Origin of the sequence: Ekhidna sp., assembly GCF_964218185.1 — a bacterium.
Taxonomy (GTDB): Bacteria; Bacteroidota; Bacteroidia; order Cytophagales; family Cyclobacteriaceae; genus Ekhidna.
The window spans coordinates 13,062-34,086 of record NZ_CAXPLV010000003.1 but is presented as its reverse complement, the minus strand read 5'-3'; the positions used below and the strand labels follow the sequence as shown (position 1 = coordinate 34,086).

The 21,025-nt window shown below is 41.3% G+C and carries 16 protein-coding genes; 12 read left to right on the top strand and 4 right to left on the bottom strand.

The features are described from left to right. The first annotated feature begins 61 nt into the window (after positions 1-61). From ACEQZT_RS03245 to ACEQZT_RS03235, 3 genes are read left to right on the top strand one after another with little or no spacing between them, the layout of a single operon-like run. Entirely contained in the window at positions 62-397 is a 336-nt protein-coding gene (locus ACEQZT_RS03245; RefSeq protein WP_370087187.1) for an arsenosugar biosynthesis-associated peroxidase-like protein, read from the top strand. 2 nt (positions 398-399) lie between these two features. Next, the gene (gene arsS, locus ACEQZT_RS03240) at positions 400-1,437 is read left to right on the top strand and encodes an arsenosugar biosynthesis radical SAM (seleno)protein ArsS (RefSeq protein WP_370087186.1); all 1,038 of its coding nucleotides are present in this window, start codon (positions 400-402) and stop codon (positions 1,435-1,437) included. A 23-nt stretch (positions 1,438-1,460) separates the two neighbouring features. Then, positions 1,461-2,327 (top strand): ABC transporter substrate-binding protein, encoded by an 867-nt coding sequence (locus ACEQZT_RS03235; protein ID WP_370087184.1) that lies wholly within the window; start codon positions 1,461-1,463, stop codon positions 2,325-2,327. Between the two features lie 71 nt (positions 2,328-2,398). Here ACEQZT_RS03235 and ACEQZT_RS03230 read toward each other — a convergent pair whose 3' ends face one another. The 3 genes from ACEQZT_RS03230 to ACEQZT_RS03220 all read right to left on the bottom strand — a co-directional run bounded on the left by ACEQZT_RS03230 (position 2,399) and on the right by ACEQZT_RS03220 (position 7,744). Continuing rightward, complete coding sequence (locus ACEQZT_RS03230; RefSeq protein WP_370087182.1) at positions 2,399-3,136, bottom strand: pentapeptide repeat-containing protein; 738 nt, start codon at positions 3,134-3,136, stop codon at positions 2,399-2,401. Between the two features lie 315 nt (positions 3,137-3,451). Further along, the gene (locus ACEQZT_RS03225) at positions 3,452-4,318 is read right to left on the bottom strand and encodes a hypothetical protein (protein ID WP_370087180.1); all 867 of its coding nucleotides are present in this window, start codon (positions 4,316-4,318) and stop codon (positions 3,452-3,454) included. 555 nt (positions 4,319-4,873) lie between these two features. Beyond that, positions 4,874-7,744, bottom strand: a complete 2,871-nt coding sequence (locus tag ACEQZT_RS03220; protein ID WP_370087178.1) for a PD-(D/E)XK nuclease family protein — start codon at positions 7,742-7,744, stop codon at positions 4,874-4,876. A 382-nt stretch (positions 7,745-8,126) separates the two neighbouring features. Here ACEQZT_RS03220 and ACEQZT_RS03215 point away from each other — a divergent pair, with 382 nt between their 5' ends. Then, on the top strand, positions 8,127-10,655 hold the full coding sequence (locus ACEQZT_RS03215) for a zinc-dependent metalloprotease (protein WP_370087176.1): 2,529 nt from the start codon (positions 8,127-8,129) through the stop codon (positions 10,653-10,655). A gap of 111 nt (positions 10,656-10,766) precedes the next feature. Here ACEQZT_RS03215 and ACEQZT_RS03210 read toward each other — a convergent pair whose 3' ends face one another. Next, complete coding sequence (locus ACEQZT_RS03210; RefSeq protein ID WP_370087174.1) at positions 10,767-13,883, bottom strand: UvrD-helicase domain-containing protein; 3,117 nt, start codon at positions 13,881-13,883, stop codon at positions 10,767-10,769. 223 nt (positions 13,884-14,106) lie between these two features. Here ACEQZT_RS03210 and ACEQZT_RS03205 point away from each other — a divergent pair, with 223 nt between their 5' ends. From ACEQZT_RS03205 to ACEQZT_RS03170, 8 genes are all read left to right on the top strand, one after another. Continuing rightward, the gene (locus ACEQZT_RS03205) at positions 14,107-14,466 is read left to right on the top strand and encodes an energy transducer TonB (protein WP_370087172.1); all 360 of its coding nucleotides are present in this window, start codon (positions 14,107-14,109) and stop codon (positions 14,464-14,466) included. A gap of 124 nt (positions 14,467-14,590) precedes the next feature. After that, on the top strand, positions 14,591-14,974 hold the full coding sequence (locus ACEQZT_RS03200; RefSeq protein ID WP_370087170.1) for a PadR family transcriptional regulator: 384 nt from the start codon (positions 14,591-14,593) through the stop codon (positions 14,972-14,974). Then, positions 14,926-17,613 (top strand): ABC transporter permease, encoded by a 2,688-nt coding sequence (locus ACEQZT_RS03195; RefSeq protein WP_370087168.1) that lies wholly within the window; start codon positions 14,926-14,928, stop codon positions 17,611-17,613. The genes ACEQZT_RS03200 and ACEQZT_RS03195 overlap by 49 nt, the downstream gene beginning before the upstream one ends. Before the next feature lie 81 nt (positions 17,614-17,694). Next, on the top strand, positions 17,695-18,387 hold the full coding sequence (locus ACEQZT_RS03190) for a CoA transferase subunit A (protein ID WP_370087166.1): 693 nt from the start codon (positions 17,695-17,697) through the stop codon (positions 18,385-18,387). A 28-nt stretch (positions 18,388-18,415) separates the two neighbouring features. Further along, the gene (locus ACEQZT_RS03185) at positions 18,416-18,802 is read left to right on the top strand and encodes a four helix bundle protein (RefSeq protein ID WP_370087164.1); all 387 of its coding nucleotides are present in this window, start codon (positions 18,416-18,418) and stop codon (positions 18,800-18,802) included. A gap of 1 nt (position 18,803) precedes the next feature. Continuing rightward, positions 18,804-19,457, top strand: a complete 654-nt coding sequence (locus tag ACEQZT_RS03180; protein ID WP_370087162.1) for a 3-oxoacid CoA-transferase subunit B — start codon at positions 18,804-18,806, stop codon at positions 19,455-19,457. Between the two features lie 89 nt (positions 19,458-19,546). Then, entirely contained in the window at positions 19,547-20,080 is a 534-nt protein-coding gene (locus ACEQZT_RS03175) for a YceI family protein (protein ID WP_370087160.1), read from the top strand. A gap of 89 nt (positions 20,081-20,169) precedes the next feature. Next, a complete protein-coding gene (locus tag ACEQZT_RS03170; RefSeq protein WP_370087158.1) occupies positions 20,170-21,000 on the top strand; it encodes a S1 RNA-binding domain-containing protein in 831 nt (276 codons plus the stop codon). The last annotated feature ends 25 nt before the right edge of the window (positions 21,001-21,025 follow it).

Here is a 21,025-nt window from a genome sequence, read left to right as displayed (position 1 = left end):
TGATTAATAATGAGCAGGCAATTTAATGTTTTAACTTCACCTAAAGGATAAAAATCAGATCATGAAAGAGACCTATTATAATAAAGAAGATCTTAAAAAATTTGGTGAAATAACCGAGTGGCAAAAAGAACTTGGAGACAAGTTTTTTGATTACTATGGTAGTGTTTTTAAAGAGGGGGCCCTGACCAGCAGAGAGAAGTCTCTCATAGCCCTTGCTGTGGCACATGCGGTACAATGCCCCTACTGCATAGAAGCCTACACATCTGATTTGCTAAACAAAGGTGTGGATGAAGAGCAAATGATGGAGGCCGTGCATGTGACAGCCGCCATCAAAAGTGGAGCAGCCTTGGTTCATGGAGTGCAGATGATGAACCAGGTGAATGATAAACTAATGTAAGGATGCTAAAATCTCTAAAGCGACAAAATCATAAACTATCCTCCCCTGAGGGTCAAATTGAAGTATTAGATGATATTGAATCAATCAATATTTCATCGTTTGAAGATAAAATGGAAGGCATTGGGTTGTATCCCCTAAAACCAACCAATATAGAAATCTTTCAGGTGAATGTGGGGAAAATGTGCAATCAGGTTTGCGCCCATTGCCATGTCGACGCAGGCCCTGACAGGAAGGAAATAATGACCAGGGAAACAATGCAAGCCTGTATTGATGCTATTAGAGATACGAACATACAAACAGTTGATTTAACTGGTGGAGCACCTGAAATGAATCCAAACTTTCGGTGGTTTGTAGAAGAACTTTCAGAGCTTGGCAAGCACATTATTGTGCGATGCAATCTCACCATTATCCTTGCGAATCCTAAATACAACGACCTGCCCGAGTTCTTTCGGAAGCATAACGTAAACGTGGTTTCCAGTCTGCCATACTTTACGGCAAAGAGAACGGATGCTCAGCGGGGTGATGGCGTTTTTGACAAATCAATAAAAGCCTTAAAGATGCTTAATGAAGTAGGTTATGGAAAAGAGGGATCAGGTTTGAAACTGGATTTGGTATATAATCCAGCTGGAGCATTCCTACCTGGTGATCAGCATACACTTACTTCTCAATTCAAGCGAAAACTTCTGGAGTACGATATTGTCTTCAACGATTTGTTTGCCATTACTAATCTTCCGGTTAGTCGGTTCTTAGAGTATCTGGTAAAAACAGAGAAATATGAAGACTACATGAACGAGTTGGTTAATGCATTTAACCCAATGGCGGCTGAAGGTGTGATGTGTAGGAACACCCTGAGTGTCAGCTGGGATGGCTACCTCTACGATTGCGACTTCAATCAAATGCTGGAACTCAAAGTCAATGCCCCTAGCCATATTAGTGAGTTTGACATAGAAGCCCTTCAGAAAAGAGATATAATTTTGAACCAACACTGCTATGGCTGTACGGCTGGCGCTGGTTCCAGCTGTGGGGGTGCTACTACCTAATTATATTCATATCTAGCAAATTCATGGAAAACGTCAGAATCGGAGGTGTACCTGAGCACTTCAACCTCCCAATACATTTGGCCATTGAAAACGGATGGTTTGAAAGTGAAAACATAAATCTGAAATGGCAGGATTTTCCCGGTGGCTCAGGCTATATGAAAGAGGCACTCAGGAATGAAGATATGGATATGTGCATCCTACTTACGGAAGGGATTGTCACCGACATCCTAAAGGGCAATTCATCAAAAATCGTAAGTGGCCATGTTAAAACATCTTTGACCTGGGGTATTCATACAAGAACTGATGAAACCAAGATTGACTCAAGTTCCTTTTTTGACAAAAACATTGCGATAAGCCGATATGGATCCGGCTCGCACCTCATGCCTATCGTGCATGCCATGATGCAGGATCAATCCATCGAAGAAAAACAGCTCGTGGAAGTGAGCGACATTCATGGAGGAATATCATCTTTGGAACAAGGGCGTGCGGACATTTTTTACTGGGAAAAATTCACCACAAAACCATTTGTAGAGAATGGTAAGTTGAAGAAAATCGGTGAATTCATCTCACCCTGGCCCTGCTTTATGATTGCGGCTACTGATAAAATGATTACTGAAAGGGCCCAGACACTTTCTATACTTTTGAAAATCATCCACCGAGCCAATCAGCACTTTATGGATTTGAACGATGCACCCACGCTTGTGGCTGAAAGATATAATTTGAACATTAAAGATGCTGAGCGATGGTATCACGCTACGGAGTGGTCAGTGAATGGCTGGGTTAGTAATAAAATGCTTGAGGGTGTATTGTATTCACTCAAAGAAGCTGGAATTGTACATGCGGATTGTACCACTCAGGGTATCATTTGGGAACGGAACGCAAGAAAATAACAAAGCCTAAACCGACGAATCGGTAAAGGCTTAAAGTCACGAGTTGGTGTCGTGTATATATGAAGAGAGAATTAGTTTCTGGATTCAATTAAATAATTGGTGAAGCTTCTTCCGTTGATTTTGGTGTATTTCGCATCGATATCGTCCCCTACATCCAGTCCTGCAATGTCAAACTCACCTCTAGCCTTCAAATATTTAATGTTCCATGATTCCTCAAAAACGGCACTATTGAAACTTGCTCCTTCATCAAACTGAGCATATTTGAACGTGGCATCATCTTCAAATCGAGTTTTGGAAAAATCTGCTTTTTCATCAAACTCTGCATACTTAAATGTAGACTTACGTTGAAACTGAGAACCTGAAAAATTTACCTGGTCATCAAAATCTGAGTATTTAAACATTGCGTTTTTCTTAAACTCACAGTTGCTGAACGTCACCTCTTTATCGAAATCGGCGGTGAAGGTGTAGCCTGAAGGATCATCATGAATATACGCCAGCACATCCCCTTCGAAGGTGCACCCTTTGAATGAGATGATCACATCAATAGACTCCTCCACGGTATTGCTTCCTCCGTTATTCCACCACTTCGATTTCTGCGGTAAGTCAGGCATTTTTTCTGACATGTAGGTAAAATCCAGCTCTCCAACAATGACGGTATTCTCGTACACAATACTTTTTCCGTCTCTAATGTCTTCCATGATTTTAGAAGCTTGAACAGTATTTTGAGCAAATGCACGAATAACGAAAATGCTAAACAATAGGAGCATTGCTATTCTTAGTTTTGTGGATAATGAAGCAGATATTTCCATGATCGTAATTTTCAGGTGTTTTAATAAGGATGCAGAAAATCCCAAATAGTTGCATCACACTATGAATACCTCGATGAACGACAATGGTTACACCAAAAAAAGAGATCGGTAAAAAATTAATGTTGAATGGTGGCTATAAAAATCCAAAGGCGAGGGTTGCTCGCCTTTGGGTTGGTGTGGCCTGAATAATGCAAGATTACCAGGTCCAATCTAACCTCCTGTTGGACTTAGTCAGGTATAACTAAACCCTTAAATGAATTTACTATTTTTTAAAATGACATCAAAGGAATAGACAAAGAAATGCACTCAAAAACTTTAAGCTTTTTCTGCCAGAGATTCTCCGATCTCCTTTATTACATCATCCAGACTGTTTGCTGATATTTTGACAATATCCATCAGTTCTTTGGTCTTCCTCTCATCATGATTGTCATCCAGATGCTTCACAGCTCCCAATATATTTGCTAGCGGGGCACGCACCATATGAGAATTCATAAAAGCATATCGTTTCAGCTTCTCATTTCGCTCTTCTATATCCTTTGTGCGATCTCTCACGCTTTCCTCCAAAGATTCATTCATCTCCTTCAGTTGGCGTATGAGTTTAACCACTTCTCTGTTCTTGGACATCAGACGACTGTAGGACTTACCTAAAAGATTGTACAAGATAGAGAAGCAAGCCACGAGTGTAATAGTAAATATGGATGCTGCAACAGCGTACGGCAAGTATGGAATGTCTGCTATATACGAGTCTCCCATTACACTGCTTCCATACAATGCATTAAATGCAAGGGTGACCAAGATCACCACCAACCATATATGGGATGTTCTCAGATTACCAAAAATTAAAGCCAGAAGAGGAATGGACGGCATCCAATAAATAATGGCATGAAACACATTGGGAAGTAAAAAGAAAGTAAACTGAAACATTAAATACAGTACCAACAATTGAGCATTCCCAATCAATTGAATCCTACTGTATCTTTTAGCAAGTATGAGTAAAGTAATATTTGCTCCGAACAAGGAAAGGATTAAAGGAAGGGTAGTCGCTTTGAGATCTACAATAAATTCCCCGATTGCCAATAGCCCCGTTAAAATGGTAAGGATAAGGATAGTGATAAATTGGACTCCTTCTGATTTTGGGACATTATAATCCCTGAGAAGCCATTCTTTGAGTTTCTCTAACATGTATTTCCAAGCTGATGATTCTCCTCCAAGTTATGGATAATAATGAAAAGACACCAAGAATTGCTTGAGGTATAAACAAAAAAAGTCCTTGCAAAAGACTGCAAGAACTTAATCATATAAGTATGAAGAGGATTGTTTTTCTGTCTTTAAAGTAGTGTTTCCGCATAAGCTCGAATCAAGAAGATGCTGATCATTACGAGCATCCCAATTCTGATTTTAAAGGATGAAGACTTAGATAATTCCATGGCGGTCAATTGTTTTTGTTGTGATTTAATACAAAGATGAAGCAACCCATTGAAAAGTTGCACCACTCCATTAAATATTCATATATTCTTAATGTTCGATTGATATCGAAATAATTTTTCGATTGGCATTCTTTTTAAATTCTATTTCAGAATATTCTTCTTTACATAAAAAAGACCCCTGCCTGCATCACAGACAGAGGTCAACTACCAACCTAACCTAACTCTACTTAGTTTTATTTATAACAAATCATGCAAGAATATATTGGCAAGAAGAATGCCAGTGATTCTTAAAAAGTGTTAAAAGCGAAAATTATCGTCCGCAGATTCCTTTGAAATCGCAAAACTTACATTTGCCTTGATCTTCGGTTTGATTGAAAGGTGCGTCACTACCGAATATTTCAGATAGTAGGTTAGAAAGGTGTACCTCAAACTCGGACAGGCACGACCTAGCGTCAGACAGAGGCTCCCCTTCCAGCGTCAACCGATAGTCAAAGTGCTGCTGAAAAAGCTCCTGCATATTAAATAGCCCCGGAGTGATAGAATCATTCGCTCCATGTTTGGAGGTGTATAGCCATGCATAAAATAGCGTCTGAAAGCCAGCCTTATTCCTTCCTTTTTTCCACTGAGTGCCTGGAGTTGGGTCAAATACTTTCTCTACACTCACAATCTCCTTATTGTCTCTACCCGTCTTATAGTCGATGACTCGAACAGCCCCATCCTTTTTATCTACTCTGTCTATGTCTGCACCCAGACGAACATTGAAAGGAGTGCCATTTGGCTGAATGGTAAATAGTCGCTCGTAGCTGTCTTCTTTTTCAAGGCTGACAATAGTGAATGGAGCATACGCCTCATCGAAGGCAAGGATTTTTTCTACAAACTTCCGGATCAGATCTGCCATCACCAGATTACGATCCTTTAGTGTAAACTTTCGCTTATCTCCCATCCCAAAGTGTTTTCTGAAAGCCTTCTCTATTGCTCCATCCACCGAGTTTTTCATCTTAAAGAAATCATTCTGATCTATGGTTCTATCAGGTTTACCTTGAACTGCATCGAGGTATAGATACTCCAAGGTCATGTGCAGCACATTTCCGAAGTTTCTAGCGTCCAACTCATCCTCCAACTCATCCCCACTAAAAAGCCTGAGCACATATTTGAAATAGAACCGGAGCTTACAGTCAAAGTACGTATTAAGCGCAGAGGCTGAGAGTCTCTTCCGCTCCTTAGGTTCCACCTTGTCTGTATAGATCATCAGCCGATCTATCACTTCATTTGTCTTTTCTATTGAAATCGGAAATCGTTCTTTTACCTGGATTGAGTTCGAAAGCTTCTTTCGCTGGATGGTCAATTTAGACTCCTGCTCCAGCTGTCTGATGAACCGGCTGACCTCACCACTCATGCCAAAATCGGCGTACATGTTGTAGCAAAAGGAAAGCTGCTCTGATCGCTGAAAGAGTCGATAAAAGAGGTAAGCAAAAATGGCGTCATGAACCTCGAAGGTAGGAAGATCAAACGCCTTTCGGATTCGATAGGGAACAAACGACCCATTTCGCTGTGCGGCAGGGAAAATGTCTTCATTCATATTAAGCATGAAGACATGCTTGAAATCCAGATTTCTGGTTTCCAGCACACCCATAATTTGCAAGCCCTCCACAGGCTCACCACTGAATGGAATCTTAACTGAACGTGTGGCTTTTCTGAAAAGACTCTTGAATGTCTTGAGGTCAACTTGCACTGTCTGGTTTTCCAGGATTTCCTGCAACCGACTCAGCAGTTGCTGAAAATGATAAAGGTACTCCCTTTCCAAACCGAAGCGCTCTACCACAAACTGACCAAGCACCTCCACGATGCTTTTAAGATAGCCCGCCAGAGTTTCTGAGTCCTTTAGCTGACGGAATATGGTGTTTAAGATTGTAGAATTCAGGTCAAGGATATCCTGATGAAAGATGCGTACCTGATTCTTCTTCTTTATATCCTTAATCAGCTTATTCAGCGGCCCCTTTTCATCGGTGTATAGGTAAGGGTGACTTAATACGTCAAGTGTAGGCTTATGATAAAAGGTGATTCCGTTTTCCGCCGATAATTGCAGATGCTCCTGCACCTCTATAGCCGCCTCCAGCAATCCAAACAGTGGTGTTTCTTTCAGAGGATACCCCATGGTAACGTTCAGCTTGTCGACATTTTCGGGAATGGCGTTCAGGACTGGAAACAGCATGTAATCCTGCGGCAATACAATGACAATCTCTTCAAGAGGAACTTTTTGCTTCACCAATTCATCCACCCACTCCCCTATCGCCTTTGCCTGTCCAATTTCCAATGAAACACCCGTCACCTCTACCTGCTTAGCTCGATTAATTTGATCATCTATGCTTTCCGGGAATGTTGGCCCGAGTATGCTGTCCTTCTGGTACTGCCTCAAAAACCCACCGGCCTCTTGTATATCACTCTCCAGATAATACGCATCCACATCCCAAAGAACTTCCGCATTGTGCTCGCTCACAAAATGCTTAACCAGAACTTCTTCAGCAGGCGTTAAAGCATTAAACCCAGCGAATAGAATACTTCCCTTTACATTTAATTTTTCCTGATCCAAACGATCTACCAGCTCCCGGTAGATGTGAGACGTGTATCCTACTCCATCTTTCTCCAACCGTGCTTTGAATGACTCATACACGGGTGCTAGGATTCTCCACGTTTCTACGAACTGCTCCTGAGACTTACTTGCTGATGGGAAAAACTCCTGCCAAAACTTTTGAATCAAACGCTCCTGCTCCTCATCAAGGAAGTAAAAGTCTTCGGCAATCTGACGGTCACTTTTAATGTGGTGGAAAAGCTGTTTTGGGTTGACCAGATAGTGATCTACCTCCTCGAAATCACGCAGAAGCATTTCGCCCCAAAAGTAAAATGATTCAAACCCCTCGCTGGCAGGCTGGTGTTCTTTGAATGCCTCAAACAACTCAAAGACAAGTGTGAGGGTATCCGTTTTCTTCGTTTTAGAAAAGCGGAAAAGAAAATCTTCCAGACTCAAAACTGTGGGAGACCAGACTGGCTTATCCACCTTTTTAGAGAGGTGTTTTTTCAGAAAAAGACCAGCCCTTCTGTTTGGAAAAACTACCGTAACATCACCCAGATTTTCATTGTGATGGGTGATCAAATGCTCGGCAACTTGTGAGAGGAAGGTCATGTGGCAAGGTTAGTAAATTCCCGATTAATTCCCGATTGAATTATCAGGATACAAGAAGGAAGAACTGCGTTTTTAAATAAATCAGATAGAACCGCTCGTAGATCAATTATTTCCACTGAGCTCTATATCGGAAATCCTCATGTTATGTTTCACATATCCATCAATCAAAGTTCAGATGGAAACAATCTTAAGGATCGGGACAATACTCACATTCTATTCCTCGTCCTCGCTGGCCAATATCTTAACTACCCACCCTCACAAAGCAGAAATAGTTGCGCGTAAATACACAACTTAACCATAAGCAGTTTTCAAAAAAACAATCTTGTAAATAACAGCATAGAATTAGGTAACTTGAACCACTTACCAAACACCATTTTCACTCATGATCAAAAAAATTGCTATCGCTTTTCTATGGCTGGGACTTTACATGACTGTTCAATCTCAAGAAAAAGACAAAGAAGAAAAATCTGACAAGAAAACTATCGAAGATATCACCAAGACATGTAAGGTTTACGATGGGCTTTTCAAAGTCTATCAGGATACCGTCAAAGGCAGTGTTTACATGGAAGTGCGTCAGGATCAGATGGGCCCTGAGTACATCCACTTTTCTCAGATTATGGATGCGCCGCTCGATTTTTACGAGAGGGGCAGCTATGGTTATGAGAAGGTTTTTACAATTAGTAAGAGCTACGAACGAATTGAGATCACTCTGGAAAACATTACGGCCTATTTTGATGTAAATGACCCTCTAAGCAGGGCGAAAGATGCTAACCTGAATCGACCAATTATCTATTCAGAAAAGATCGAGGCATCATCGAAAGATGGCAAAACGCATCTTATTAAAGCAGAGCCTTTATTCTTAAAAGAAGCATTTGTGCAAATAACCCCCAGACCTGATCCGACCAACAATAACCCCAATGCCTTGAAGTTCGGCAGCCTTAGTGACAGCAAAACAAAGTTTTTGCAAATCAAAAGCTTTGAAGAGAATACAGACTTCCGGGTAGAAATGGTTTATGAAAATTCCACTGCCGGCATGTTTTGGCCGGTTTGGGATGATGACTTAACGGATCCCAGGTTCCTAAGTATCAAAGTTTACAATACCATTATCAAGATGCCTGAGAATGACTATCGTCCTCGTTTTGATGATCCACGAGTCGGCTATTTTGGCCAACGTGTTACTGACATGGTGGATCGCTCTGCTACACCGTACAGAGATATGATCTCTCGATGGCACCTTGTAAAAAAAGATCCGAACGCTGAACTATCAGAGCCTGTAGAACCCATCGTATGGTGGATTGAAAACACCACACCTGAAGATTTCAGAGAGCCAATCAGGCAAGGCATACTCCGCTGGAACCGGGCTTTCGAACAAGCAGGTTTTAAAAACGCAATGGTAGTAAAGGTTCAACCAGATGATGCCGAATGGGATGCAGACGATATCCGTTACAATGTGATTCGATGGGTTTCACTACCCCGTGGACTATATGGTGGTGCCTTTGGTCCCAGCTTTTTCAACCCACGGACTGGACAGATGCTGGGAGCAGATGTAATCATGTACTATGGATTTATTCGTGCTGAGATCACAGAGAGTGATATTTATACACGTACAGCTTCCACTAAGCCAGAACGATTCAATGCCAAACATTGTGCTTTCGCGTCAGAGTTGGCAGCCAATTTCAATGCGGGTCGAACCATGATCCAGGCACTTGGACGTGGAGAGGCAGAAGAAAAAGAACTGATCAATCAATCGTTGATGATGCTTTCCCTTCATGAAGTAGGTCACACCCTTGGGTTGAACCACAACTTTAAAGCAAGTCACTTTCTAGACAATGAAAAGATTCATGATAAAGAGTTCACCAGCACCTATGGGATGACTGGCTCAGTAATGGATTACTCCGGGGTAAACCTTGCGCTGGATCCTGAGAAGCAAGGACTGTATTATGAAGTGACTCCAGGACCATACGATAAATGGGCAATTGAATACGGCTATAAAGTATTTGATCCCAAAGAAGAAGAAGCAGGGCTAAATGATATCTTGTCTCGTTCTACTCAGCCGGAGCTCCTATTTGGCAATGATGCTGATGACATGCGTTCACCAGGGATAGGAATTGATCCACGTGCCCAAACCTGGGATCAGACCAATCAGCCGATCCAATATGCCATTGACCGTTTCAAACTGATTGATCAATCACTAAAAGGCCTTATGGATAAGGTAGCTAAAGAGAATACTTCTTACCAGTATTTTAATAATTGCTACTACTTCCTTACCGGAGACTGGTGGCAAGGGCTTACGGCCATCAGTAGATACCCGGGTGGAGTTTATGTGGATCGATCTTTTATTGGGCAGGAAGGTGCTTCCCAGCCATTCACTCCTGTGCCATATGCTGTGCAAAAACAGGCAATGAATGCTTTAAACACTTATGGCTTTAGTCCTAATGCACTACAAACTCCATCGGAAGTGTATAGCTATCTACAAAATCAGCGCAGAGGGTTTGACTTTTGGGGGCAGACTGAAGATCCAAAAATTCATGATCGTATTCTGGCTTTTCAGCAAAACATTCTGAATCACATGATGCATGCACGTACATGGCAAAGGATTATAGATACTGAGATGTATGGCAACACCTACAGGCTGGCAGAATATGCTACCGACTTGACAAACGGAATATTCAAAGATGATATTTCCGGAAGCGTAAACTATCAAAGACAAAACCTGCAAACAGAATATGTCAATCGACTAGCGGAGGTGATGAAGGGTGATAATTACAATAGCATATCCAAAGCAGAAGCTTTCCGACAGCTAAAATCTATTAATAAGATGGTATCCAAAGCAAAATCTCCTGACATCTCAACAAAAGGTCATAGGGAGTACCTGACCTATTTGATTGATAAGACATTAGACAAAGATTAAAACAGAATTGGTTTTTAAAAAACTCCTTCTCAGCGTTGGGAAGGAGTTTTATTATTCCGCACCCTCTTCTCGTCCTCGTTTGTAACGAGGATGAAAGCCGCAAACCAACCTCTAAGCTTCTCTCACCTCCCCCGTTTTCAAGTACAGCAGATATCCATCTACCTCATATCCCATCTCTTTGAGTAGCTGGGTATATTCGTTTAGCTGCTTATTGTCCTGAGATTTTGGCAGCCCACTTTTGAAATCGATCACCGTTGCGTTGTTTCCATCTATCACCACGCGATCCATTCGCTTAGTGTCCCCATCTTTCGGTAGTACCACCACTTCTGTTTTCACTTCGCCGGCACCATCAAACCACTGTTTCACTTGTTCATTACCCCAAAGATTGGAGATGATCCTTTCAAATCGAGACCTGTCCTCCGATGTAATTTCCATTCGCTTTTCGTACCTGTCCAGTACATCGCCTGTCTGCTCCCAGTGATAAATTTCAGATAATATCTGGTGAAGAAGTATCCCCTCATTTCGCTGCTTCTCTACCTCATCGTCGTAGTAGGCCTTTCCTGTTTTTCTCACAGAAAGCTTATTGCTCCACTTGAATGTAGGATACCCTGCAAGTGATATCAACTCATCTTTTGACTCCCTATGTTTCACGGGTAATGACCCTCTCTTAAATATGCTGGCTCCTTCCTGCCACCCGTCAGGCTTATTCAAATCAAAATACTTCCACAGAAGTTTCGAAGCTGTACCATACATGCCTTCCTGACTTTTGGGTGGTGGTTCGCAGAAGGCATACAATCCATTTTCTGCACGGGTGAAGGCAACATAAAGCACATTCAGGCTTTCCAGATGCCATTTAGCTAAATCCTTTTTATAGCTTGATGAGAAGTGGGTTTTGTCCAGCTCAGACTTGTAATCAACAGGCAATGCTTCACTCGCATCATACGGTGATTGATACCAGGTAGGCTGAGACATTGCGTCAAATCGATAGTTGCAAAACGGCACAATCACAATCGGATATTGCAACCCTTTCGACTTGTGCGAGGTGATAACTTCCACAGCGTCCAGCGTGCCTGTCAGCTGAACTGAACGTTTCTTTCCGGCATCTTCCCACCACTCCAAAAATAGCCTTAGATCAGAACGATGATTTTTAGTGTATTCCAGCACAGCATCCTGAAAAGCCTGCAGGTAGGCAAATTCAGATGAGACTTTATCTAGCTCAAAAGAGCGGATCAAAACCTCCGTCAACTCCAGAATAGGTAGGTGTAGTAAATGTTTCTTGAATTTGGTAAAACTGGAAGGCAAAGCTCCGGAACCCAGTTTTGCAAAATCCTGATGGCTTTGAAAGGTATTGCCTTTGCTATCCTGCTGATATCTAAAAACCAGGTCTGCAAGAATACTATCGTCATCCGGGTGCAGCAAATGCTTGAAGGCCGAGAGCAGCAACTGAACAACGGATGAATTGGAAAGCAACATGCCTTCCGCAGAAATCACTTCCACCTGGGTGTCCGTGTTTCTTCTGTATTCCAATACATGCTCCACGATATCCGCGGCATCCTTATTAGATCGAACAAGAATGGCAATATCATTGAGCTTGTGCCCCTCCTTTAACAAGTGTTCGATGGTTTCCACAGATCGCTCCATAGCTCTGGTTTTCCACTCGCCCCGCTCAGCATCCAAAAATTCAACCTGAACCAGACCTTCCACATCTTGATGGTATGGCGCTACCTCCTGCTCCACTTCATCATACGTAGATAAAATCATAGCTCGCTCTTCATCAGTAATCACATCACCCATCTCGTCGGTCATGATTTTGGGCAATGAGGCAAACAGGTGGTTATTGAAATGAACCACATTTTTAGCACTCCTCCAGTTGGTGTTTTTTGATGGATCCACCTGTGCCTGTGGCAGATCGTTTTTTACTCCTTTCAAGAGCAGTGTAGGGTCTCCTCCCCTCCAGCCATAGATCGACTGCTTAGCATCTCCCACAATGATGTTTTCATTGCCATTGGCAAGACTTTCCTCGAGGAGTGGCTTAAAGTTGTTCCACTGAAACTGCGAAGTGTCCTGAAACTCGTCAATCAGGAAATGAGCGTAGCGAGTTCCTACTTTTTCATAGATAAAAGGTGATCCTGAATCGTCAATGATCTGAGAGAGAAAATCAGGAAGGTCTGAGATCATGATCACCTCCTCCTCTTTTTTATACTCTTGTAGTTGTTGGGATAAATTGGTGATCAGGCCAACTGTGAAAAGATGCTTTAAAATCGCCTTAGCAGTGAGGTAATCCTTCTCATTCTTTTCGACATATTCTGTGATCTGGTTTAGCAACGGGATGCCGGTATTCTCTGCAAACTGAATAATCAAATCCTTCTTCGAGCTCGTTTTTGTAGACCAGGCTGAAGCATCCTCTGCGGCACTTTGCATGGTCTTGTTAAGAGCTGAGTCTCCCTCCATCAGTCGGTTAAAAAAATTGGGGATGGTCTGCTTCTTTCCGCCAGCAAAATCATCAAGTCCAATGCCAGATGCTCGCTGCTTTTCAAAAAACTCCTCGCCAAACTTCTTCAGCCTATCCTCAAAAATGGACTTACGCTTAAGTAAGTCATCTTTGAGAATTTTTATTCTTTCACGGGCATCATCATCAAACTGACCTTTGGGTAGTTTCTTGAAGTCTTCTTTGAAAAGTTGACGCGCAAGCTCACCCACATCATTCTTAAATTCATAGCTGCTCCCGTTTATCAATTTGCTCATTGAAAAATCAACCAGCCAGTTTCGCAGCTGCTTATTCTCCTCCACTCCCTGAAAAACATTGGAAGTGATGAATTCAGCTACTTTGTCTGTATCCAGCTCTATGCCAAAACTCCCCTGCAATCCTATCTCACGAGAAAACGCCCGAATCACCCGGTGAAAAAAGGTGTCGATGGTGGTAATATTGAAATAACCATAGTGATGCAGCAAATGGGTCAAGGCATCCTTGGCAGCCGCCTGTATTTGATCCTCAGACTTACCTAGCTCCTGAGCATACACTCTTATTAGCTCGTGTTTTCCTTTCGAAATATCAATCAGAAACTCAAGAACTCGCTCCTTCATTTCCTCCGCAGCACGGTTGGTAAATGTTACCGCTAAGATGCGCTGATAATAATCGGGAGATCTAAGGGCCAGCTTGAGATATTCCTTAGCTAACGTGTATGTTTTTCCAGATCCAGCGGAAGACCGATAAATGGTGAGTGACATGATACGAAAATAGCGTCGAGCCAAATTATCTCGTCATCGAATCAAAAATAGTTATCCACAAAACTCTATTTGGGCGCTTATAAGGGCTTATTTATCGATAAAAATCCCCAATGTTATGTTAATGTTAAGACTTAACACACTTTCTTTTGATTTTAGATAAACTTAAGATAACATTACAGTGTTGATAACGTAACATTTAGGAAACATTAAAAGAGACGGAGATATGAAAAAGCAACTACTCGCACTAACAATGGTGTTTTTTGTACTGGGTGCACTAGCTAACAATGGGAATGACAAATCTGAAAGCCCAAAAGCTACTAACTACAAAGAAGTAATCTCCAAAATAGAATATCCTCAAGTATGCAAGGAAAAAGGCGTTGAAGGGAAAGTAATTGTAACCCTGAAGGTAGACCAGGCAGGAAAAGTGATCAATCACGAATTTGATTCGTACCCATGCACTGACCTTCGAGATGCCGTAAAAGAAGTTTTGAAAGATTTGACCTTCGTTCCTGCTAAAAATAAAGAGGGCGAAGCAGTAGTAGGAAAAATAGCAGTTCCTGTTAACTTTAAGCTAACAATCTAGTTTTAAGTAATTAGATCAATTTGTAGGCCGCTCTGATTTTCGGAGCGGCTTTTTTTATAACCCAATCATATTATTTACGTTTAGAAATTTTATCATTTAATTTACATTTAGTAAATAAAGAAATATGAAAGAATATCAGCTTGGTGAATTCGAAGAGATAGTGTTACTCACAGTGGCCATTCTCCACGAAGATGCCTACGGTGTATCCATTAAAGAGGATATAGAAGCACGCCTGAATAGAAGTGTAAGTGTAAGTGCGTTGCAAACCGCTCTTAGAAGAATGGAAAAAAAAGGGTATTTAAAATCAGAACTTGGAGAAGCGACAGCAATTCGCGGAGGAAAAAGAAAACGTTATTTTAAGGTCACAAAAACGGGGAAAGCGGCTCTGGACTATACCAAAGAAACTCGAATGAAGCTTTGGTCTGCAATCCCTGATATATCATACGAATACTCAAAAGCATGGATAAGCAGCGGCATTCTCCCCCATCCTGGTCTACTAAATTCCTAGCATGGTTTCTAAAGGAAGACTATTACGAGGATGTGCAAGGAGATCTGGAGGAGGAGTATCAATTATTAATTAAAAGCAAAGGACTAAGCCGGGCCAGGAGATGGTACAACTGGCAAATCATTCGGCTATTTAAGCCAGACATGGCAAAAAAAATCGAAGCTCAAAACTCAATTGAAAAGGAAACTACTATGTTTAAAAACTACTTTAAAATCGGACTAAGAAACCTCTGGAAATACAAATCCAGTACGGTTATCAATGTAATAGGCCTATCTACAGGGATAGCCGCCTTTGTGCTCATCGCCCTTTTTATAAAGGATGAACTCAGTTATGATCGGCATCATGAACATGCCGAAAACATCTATCGAGTCACAGTAAAAAATTATACTCGAGATGGTGATCTAAGTCGGCAATGGGCATTTGCTTCTGCCGGACATGCCAGTCGGCTAAAAGAAGATTACAGTGAGATTACTCATGCAACAAGATTCTATGCATGGGCTCTTCCAGATCTGGCATATAAAGATCAAACTTTTAGAAGTGAACAGGTCGTTTTCTGCGATCCGGATGCATTCGAAATATTTGATTTTGAATTTCTGGCTGGCGCTGAAGAATCTGTATTTCCTGACATCTATTCGCTTGTATTAACACGAGCTACAGCCATTAAAATTTTTGGTAATGACTGGGAAGAAAAGAATATTATTGGAGAGACTGTCACCCTTTCACGAGATGACAATGAAGCTCCTTTCAAAGTAACAGCGGTAATTGAGGATATGCCTGCCCAGCAGCATTTCCACTTTGATTATCTAGCGCCTATCCGATTTGTGGAAATGATTATGGGTGAAGATGCCGCTAATAATGTTGGTGGTAACTACAATTGGATGACCTTTATTCGCACCAATCCAGGGGCTGATATTCCTCGTTTAACTCAAGCTGCAAATGAAGAATTTTGGGATAAATACATAGGTCAATTTGATTCAGGAGTTGATGCTAGGAACTTCTATGATTTCGAATTTCAACCATTGCTGGATATCCACCTGAAATCAAACCTGGAAGGCGAGTATGAAACAAATGGTTCTATTGAACAGGTTTATATATTTGGAATAGTTGGTGTACTCCTTTTGCTTATCGCCTGTGTCAATTATATGAACATTGCCACATCACACTACTCCAGAAGAATGAAAGAAGTGGGAGTACGAAAGGTTATTGGAGCTTTTAAGTCCTCCCTTATCAAACAATTTCTATCTGAATCTGTGTTGGTAGTCGCCGTGTCTTTACCTCTGGCAATAATATTGATCCTATGGGCACTCCCCTACCTCAATAACTTTATGGACAAGGAACTGGCTTTCAATCCTTTCATCCAAACAGATATTTTCTTTGGATTATTGATCCTATTGATCACGGTAGGTAGTCTGGCCGGACTTTATCCAGCTCTTTTTCTTTCAAAGATCAATCTGGTTCAGGCATTGAAAGGCGAGCAATCTATGAATGCCAGCAAATGGAATTTCAGATCCTTCCTTGTTACGTTTCAATATATTGTGACAATTGGACTTTTGTTTTCGATAGGTGTGATTGAAAGTCAAATGAAATTTATTCAAAATTCAGATCCGGGTTTTGACAGGCAATACATGGTCACGCTGAATTTGCCAAGAGGAGATCACAATAATGAAACGTTTAGAAATGAGCTTTTGAAAAACCCCCAAATTGAAAAGGCTACCTTTTCTTCCAGGATACCAACCGGAAGGCTGGCCGATAATTGGGGTTCCCGTTTCTTTAAAGGAGACTCTGCCATTGCTACCAACTTTAGACTCCCTGTGGTTACTGTGGATAAATATTTTCTGGATACGTATGGTATTGACATTTTGGCGGGTGAAAATTTTAGAGATGGAATGGAAACCAATCTACTGCCTGATACAATGGTCACAGGACATTACATTATTAACGAGGCGGCAGCAAAAGCACTTGGATTTAATGACCCAACTGAAATTGTAGGTAAAAAGTTAGGTTACGGCCCATCAGAAGGACGAATCATCGGCGTAATGAAAGACTTTCATTTTGAATCTTTACATAGTCCTATCGTTCCTACATTGTTTCTTACAAGAGATAGGTATCGTCGTATCAGTTTAAAGCTTAGTTCGGAAAATTTACGAGAAACACTCAACTACATTGAAAATGTCTTCGCTCAATTTGACTCTGAAAGTGACCCAAACTATCGATTTGTAGATGACCTGTTCAATGAGCAATATCAAAAAGAAGAACGGCTCGGCACCATGATCAAAGTATTTGCAGCTATTGCAATTCTCATTAGCTGTTTGGGACTTATTGGAATGGTCGGATTTATAATCGAAACAAAACTTAAAGAAATAGGTGTGCGAAAAGTACTGGGCGCATCTACACAAAGCATCTGGTTAATCATTAGCAATCGATTCTTGATTCTCATCGGCGTTGCATTCTTGATTGGGTTACCAGTTGCCTATTGGTTCATGAGTGATTGGCTAGAGGGATTTGTTTATCGAACCAACATCTCTATTATGCTGGTCATAATGCCAGCTGTAATTGCCGTGCTATTGACTCTTATGGCAATTGCATATCAAACTTTACAAGCGACTCGGGTCAATCCCGTTGAATGCCTGAAAGACGAATAGTCTTTTTAATCAAATAATTTTATTAGCCATTCGTCCAACAACGAATGGCTTTTTAATTTGCATACTGGTTAACTTCAAATCATGATTAACAAAGTAGTAGCTAATGCGGAGGAGGCAATCCGCGAAATAGAAGATAATATGACCCTTATGCTGGGTGGCTTTGGACTATGCGGTATTCCGGAAAATTCAATTGCCGCACTGGTAAAGTCAGGAGTGAAAGGACTCACTTGTATTTCCAACAATGCAGGAGTAGATGATTTCGGCTTAGGACTATTGCTTCATAAGCGACAAATCAAAAAAATGATCTCATCCTATGTTGGTGAGAATGCAGAGTTTGAGCGGCAGATGCTTAGCGGAGAACTTGAAGTAGACCTCATACCACAAGGTTCACTAGCCGAAAGATGCAGGGCCGGAGGTGCAGGCATCCCAGCCTTCTTCACTCCTGCCGGATACGGAACAGAAGTAGCTGAGGGGAAGGAAGTGAGGGAGTTTAATGGCAAGCCACACATCCTTGAGTCTGCCTTAACTGCAGATTTCGCCATTGTGAAGGCATGGAAAGGTGATAAGGCTGGAAACTTGATTTATAAAGGAACTGCGAGAAATTTCAACCCTCCTATGGCAATGGCAGGAAAGATTACCATTGCAGAAGTGGAAGAACTCGTGGAGCCTGGAGAGCTGGATCCCAACTTCATTCATACACCCGGCATATTCGTGCAGCGTATCTTCCAGGGAGAGCAATACGAAAAGAGAATTGAACAGAGAACTACTCGATGAATCAATTTGGAAATGAAATGATTTGGAAATGAGAAGTGATAAAGAAAATCTTATTGTAGAACTAAGTTTTCAGTTTGCTTTGAAAATTGTCGCATTCTCAGAAAATCTGGAACGTGATAAGAAATATGTTATTGCAAGGCAGCTCATTAAATCCGGAACATCGATTGGTGCTAATGTTAGGGAATCTCAAAATGCAGAAAGTAAAGCTGACTTCATTCACAAGCTTAAGATAGCTGCAAAAGAGGCCGATGAAACTGAATACTGGCTTCTTATTTGTCAGGAATCAGATTCATATCCAAATACAGAAGACTTAAGAAGTGAATTAACTTCAATAATAAAAGTGCTCTCCAAAATTATTGCAACAAGTAAAAGAGCCAAATCATCAAATCTATTAATCTCCAAATCATCAAATTGAAATGTTAGATAAAGACGGAATAGCGAAACGAATCGCACAGGAACTGAGAGATGGATGGTATGTAAATCTTGGAATTGGCATCCCTACTTTGGTAGCCAACTACATTCCTGAAGGAATCGATGTGGAGTTTCAATCTGAAAATGGATTACTTGGAATGGGGCCTTTTCCCACCGAAGAGCAAGTCGATGCTGACCTAATCAATGCGGGAAAACAAACAGTGACCACACTGCCAGGAGCGTCCATCTTCGACTCAGCCACCTCATTTGCAATGATAAGAGGACAACATGTTCAACTGACCGTGCTCGGCGCTATGGAAGTTGCCGATAATGGGGACATAGCCAACTGGAAAATTCCAGGAAAAATGGTGAAAGGAATGGGCGGAGCTATGGATCTGGTTGCCTCTGCCGAAAACATCATTGTTGCCATGATGCATACAAATCGAGAAGGAGAATCCAAGCTCCTCAGCGAATGCACCCTACCTATTACGGGAGTGAAATGTGTTAAGAAAGTAGTAACCAATCTTGCAGTGTTAGATATAACACCCCAAGGATTCAAACTAATAGAACGAGCTCCCGGTATCTCAGTAGAGGAAATAAAAAATGCCACTGCTGGCCGATTGGTAGTAGAAGGTGATATCCCCGAAATGAAAATTTAAAAATATTTAGCAGAGTTTGAAACATTTTTATTCATTTATATGTATATACATTTAATGTTAATACATATTAAAATTGATATAGAATAAAAATGGAAACTTTAACTAAAACACAATGGAAAATTGATCCAACACATAGCGAGGTTCAATTTAAAGTAAAGCACCTGGTGATCTCTACAGTAACCGGCACATTCAAGAGCTTTGAAGGACATTTAGAAACAGAGCAAGAAGATTTCGATAATGCTGAAGTTTCATTCAGCCTCGATGTTAACAGCATCGACACCAATGTAAAGGATCGGGATAATCATTTAAAGAGCGATGACTTTTTCTCAGTAGAAAATTATCCAAACATCACTTTCGAAGGACGGCTCCAAAAGAACGGGAACGACTATAAGCTTGTAGGACCGCTTACTATCAAAGATGTAAGCAAAGAACTTGAGCTTGATGTGGAATACGGCGGTACTATGGAAGATGGATATGGCAACACAAAAGCGGGATTCGAAATTAAAGGTAAAATCAACCGAAAAGATTTTGGGCTGACCTGGAATATGGTAACTGAGGCCGGAGGAGTAGTAGTTGGTGATGAGGTTAAGCTTGACTTAAACATACAGCTAGCACTCTCCTGATTACAAACAGCCATCTATAGAAAAGGTCTTGGTCATCCGAGACCTTTTTTCATTTTTGGTAATGCGGGACTAGGTATTTTTGCATTCACATGACCATTGGAGAATATCACACCCTTGAAGTAGATCGTATCACAAGCCCCGGAGCTTTTCTTACAGACGGTGAGACGGACGTGCTTCTCCCTACCAAATACATTCCTCACGGCACAAAAGAAGGCGATGAACTAAAAGTATTTGTCTACCGTGACTCTGAAGATCGAATCATCTGCACTACACAGACACCATATGCGGTGGTCAATGAGTTTGCTTATCTGAAAGTGAAGGACACCAGCAGTGTTGGTGCATTTCTGGACTGGGGGATCGATAAAGACTTGCTAGTGCCCTTTCGAGAGCAAAACAACAAACTGCAAAGAGGCCATTGGTGTCTGGTCTATCTTTTCCTGGATGTAAAAACTGACAGGCTGGCCGCCACAGCCAAGATTGCTAAATATTTCAAGCGAGAGATTACAGTTGAAGAAGGTGAAGAAGTAGACCTACTCATTGCTAATACCACAGAATTAGGAGTAAACGTGGTGATCAACAACAGCCATAGAGGTCTTATTTATGAAAGTGACCTCTTCCATGATGTATTGGAAGGCGATCGGATAAAGGGATATATAAAGTCCATCCGTGAAGATGGAAAAATAGATGTGAGCCTTAGAAAAGAAGGCTTGGAAAACCTGGAAATGGGAGCTCAGCAAATATTGGATGAATTGAAGTCAAACAATGGCTTTCTTCCACTGCATGACAAAAGTGACCCTGAGGAGATTCAATCCCTCTTGCAGATGAGCAAGAAAAACTTTAAACGATCCGTTGGAATCCTGTATAAGAAAAAGCTCATTGCATTGAAGAAAGATGGAATAGAGCTTATAACCAAAGCATAAAAAAGCCCCGATAAATCAGGGCCTT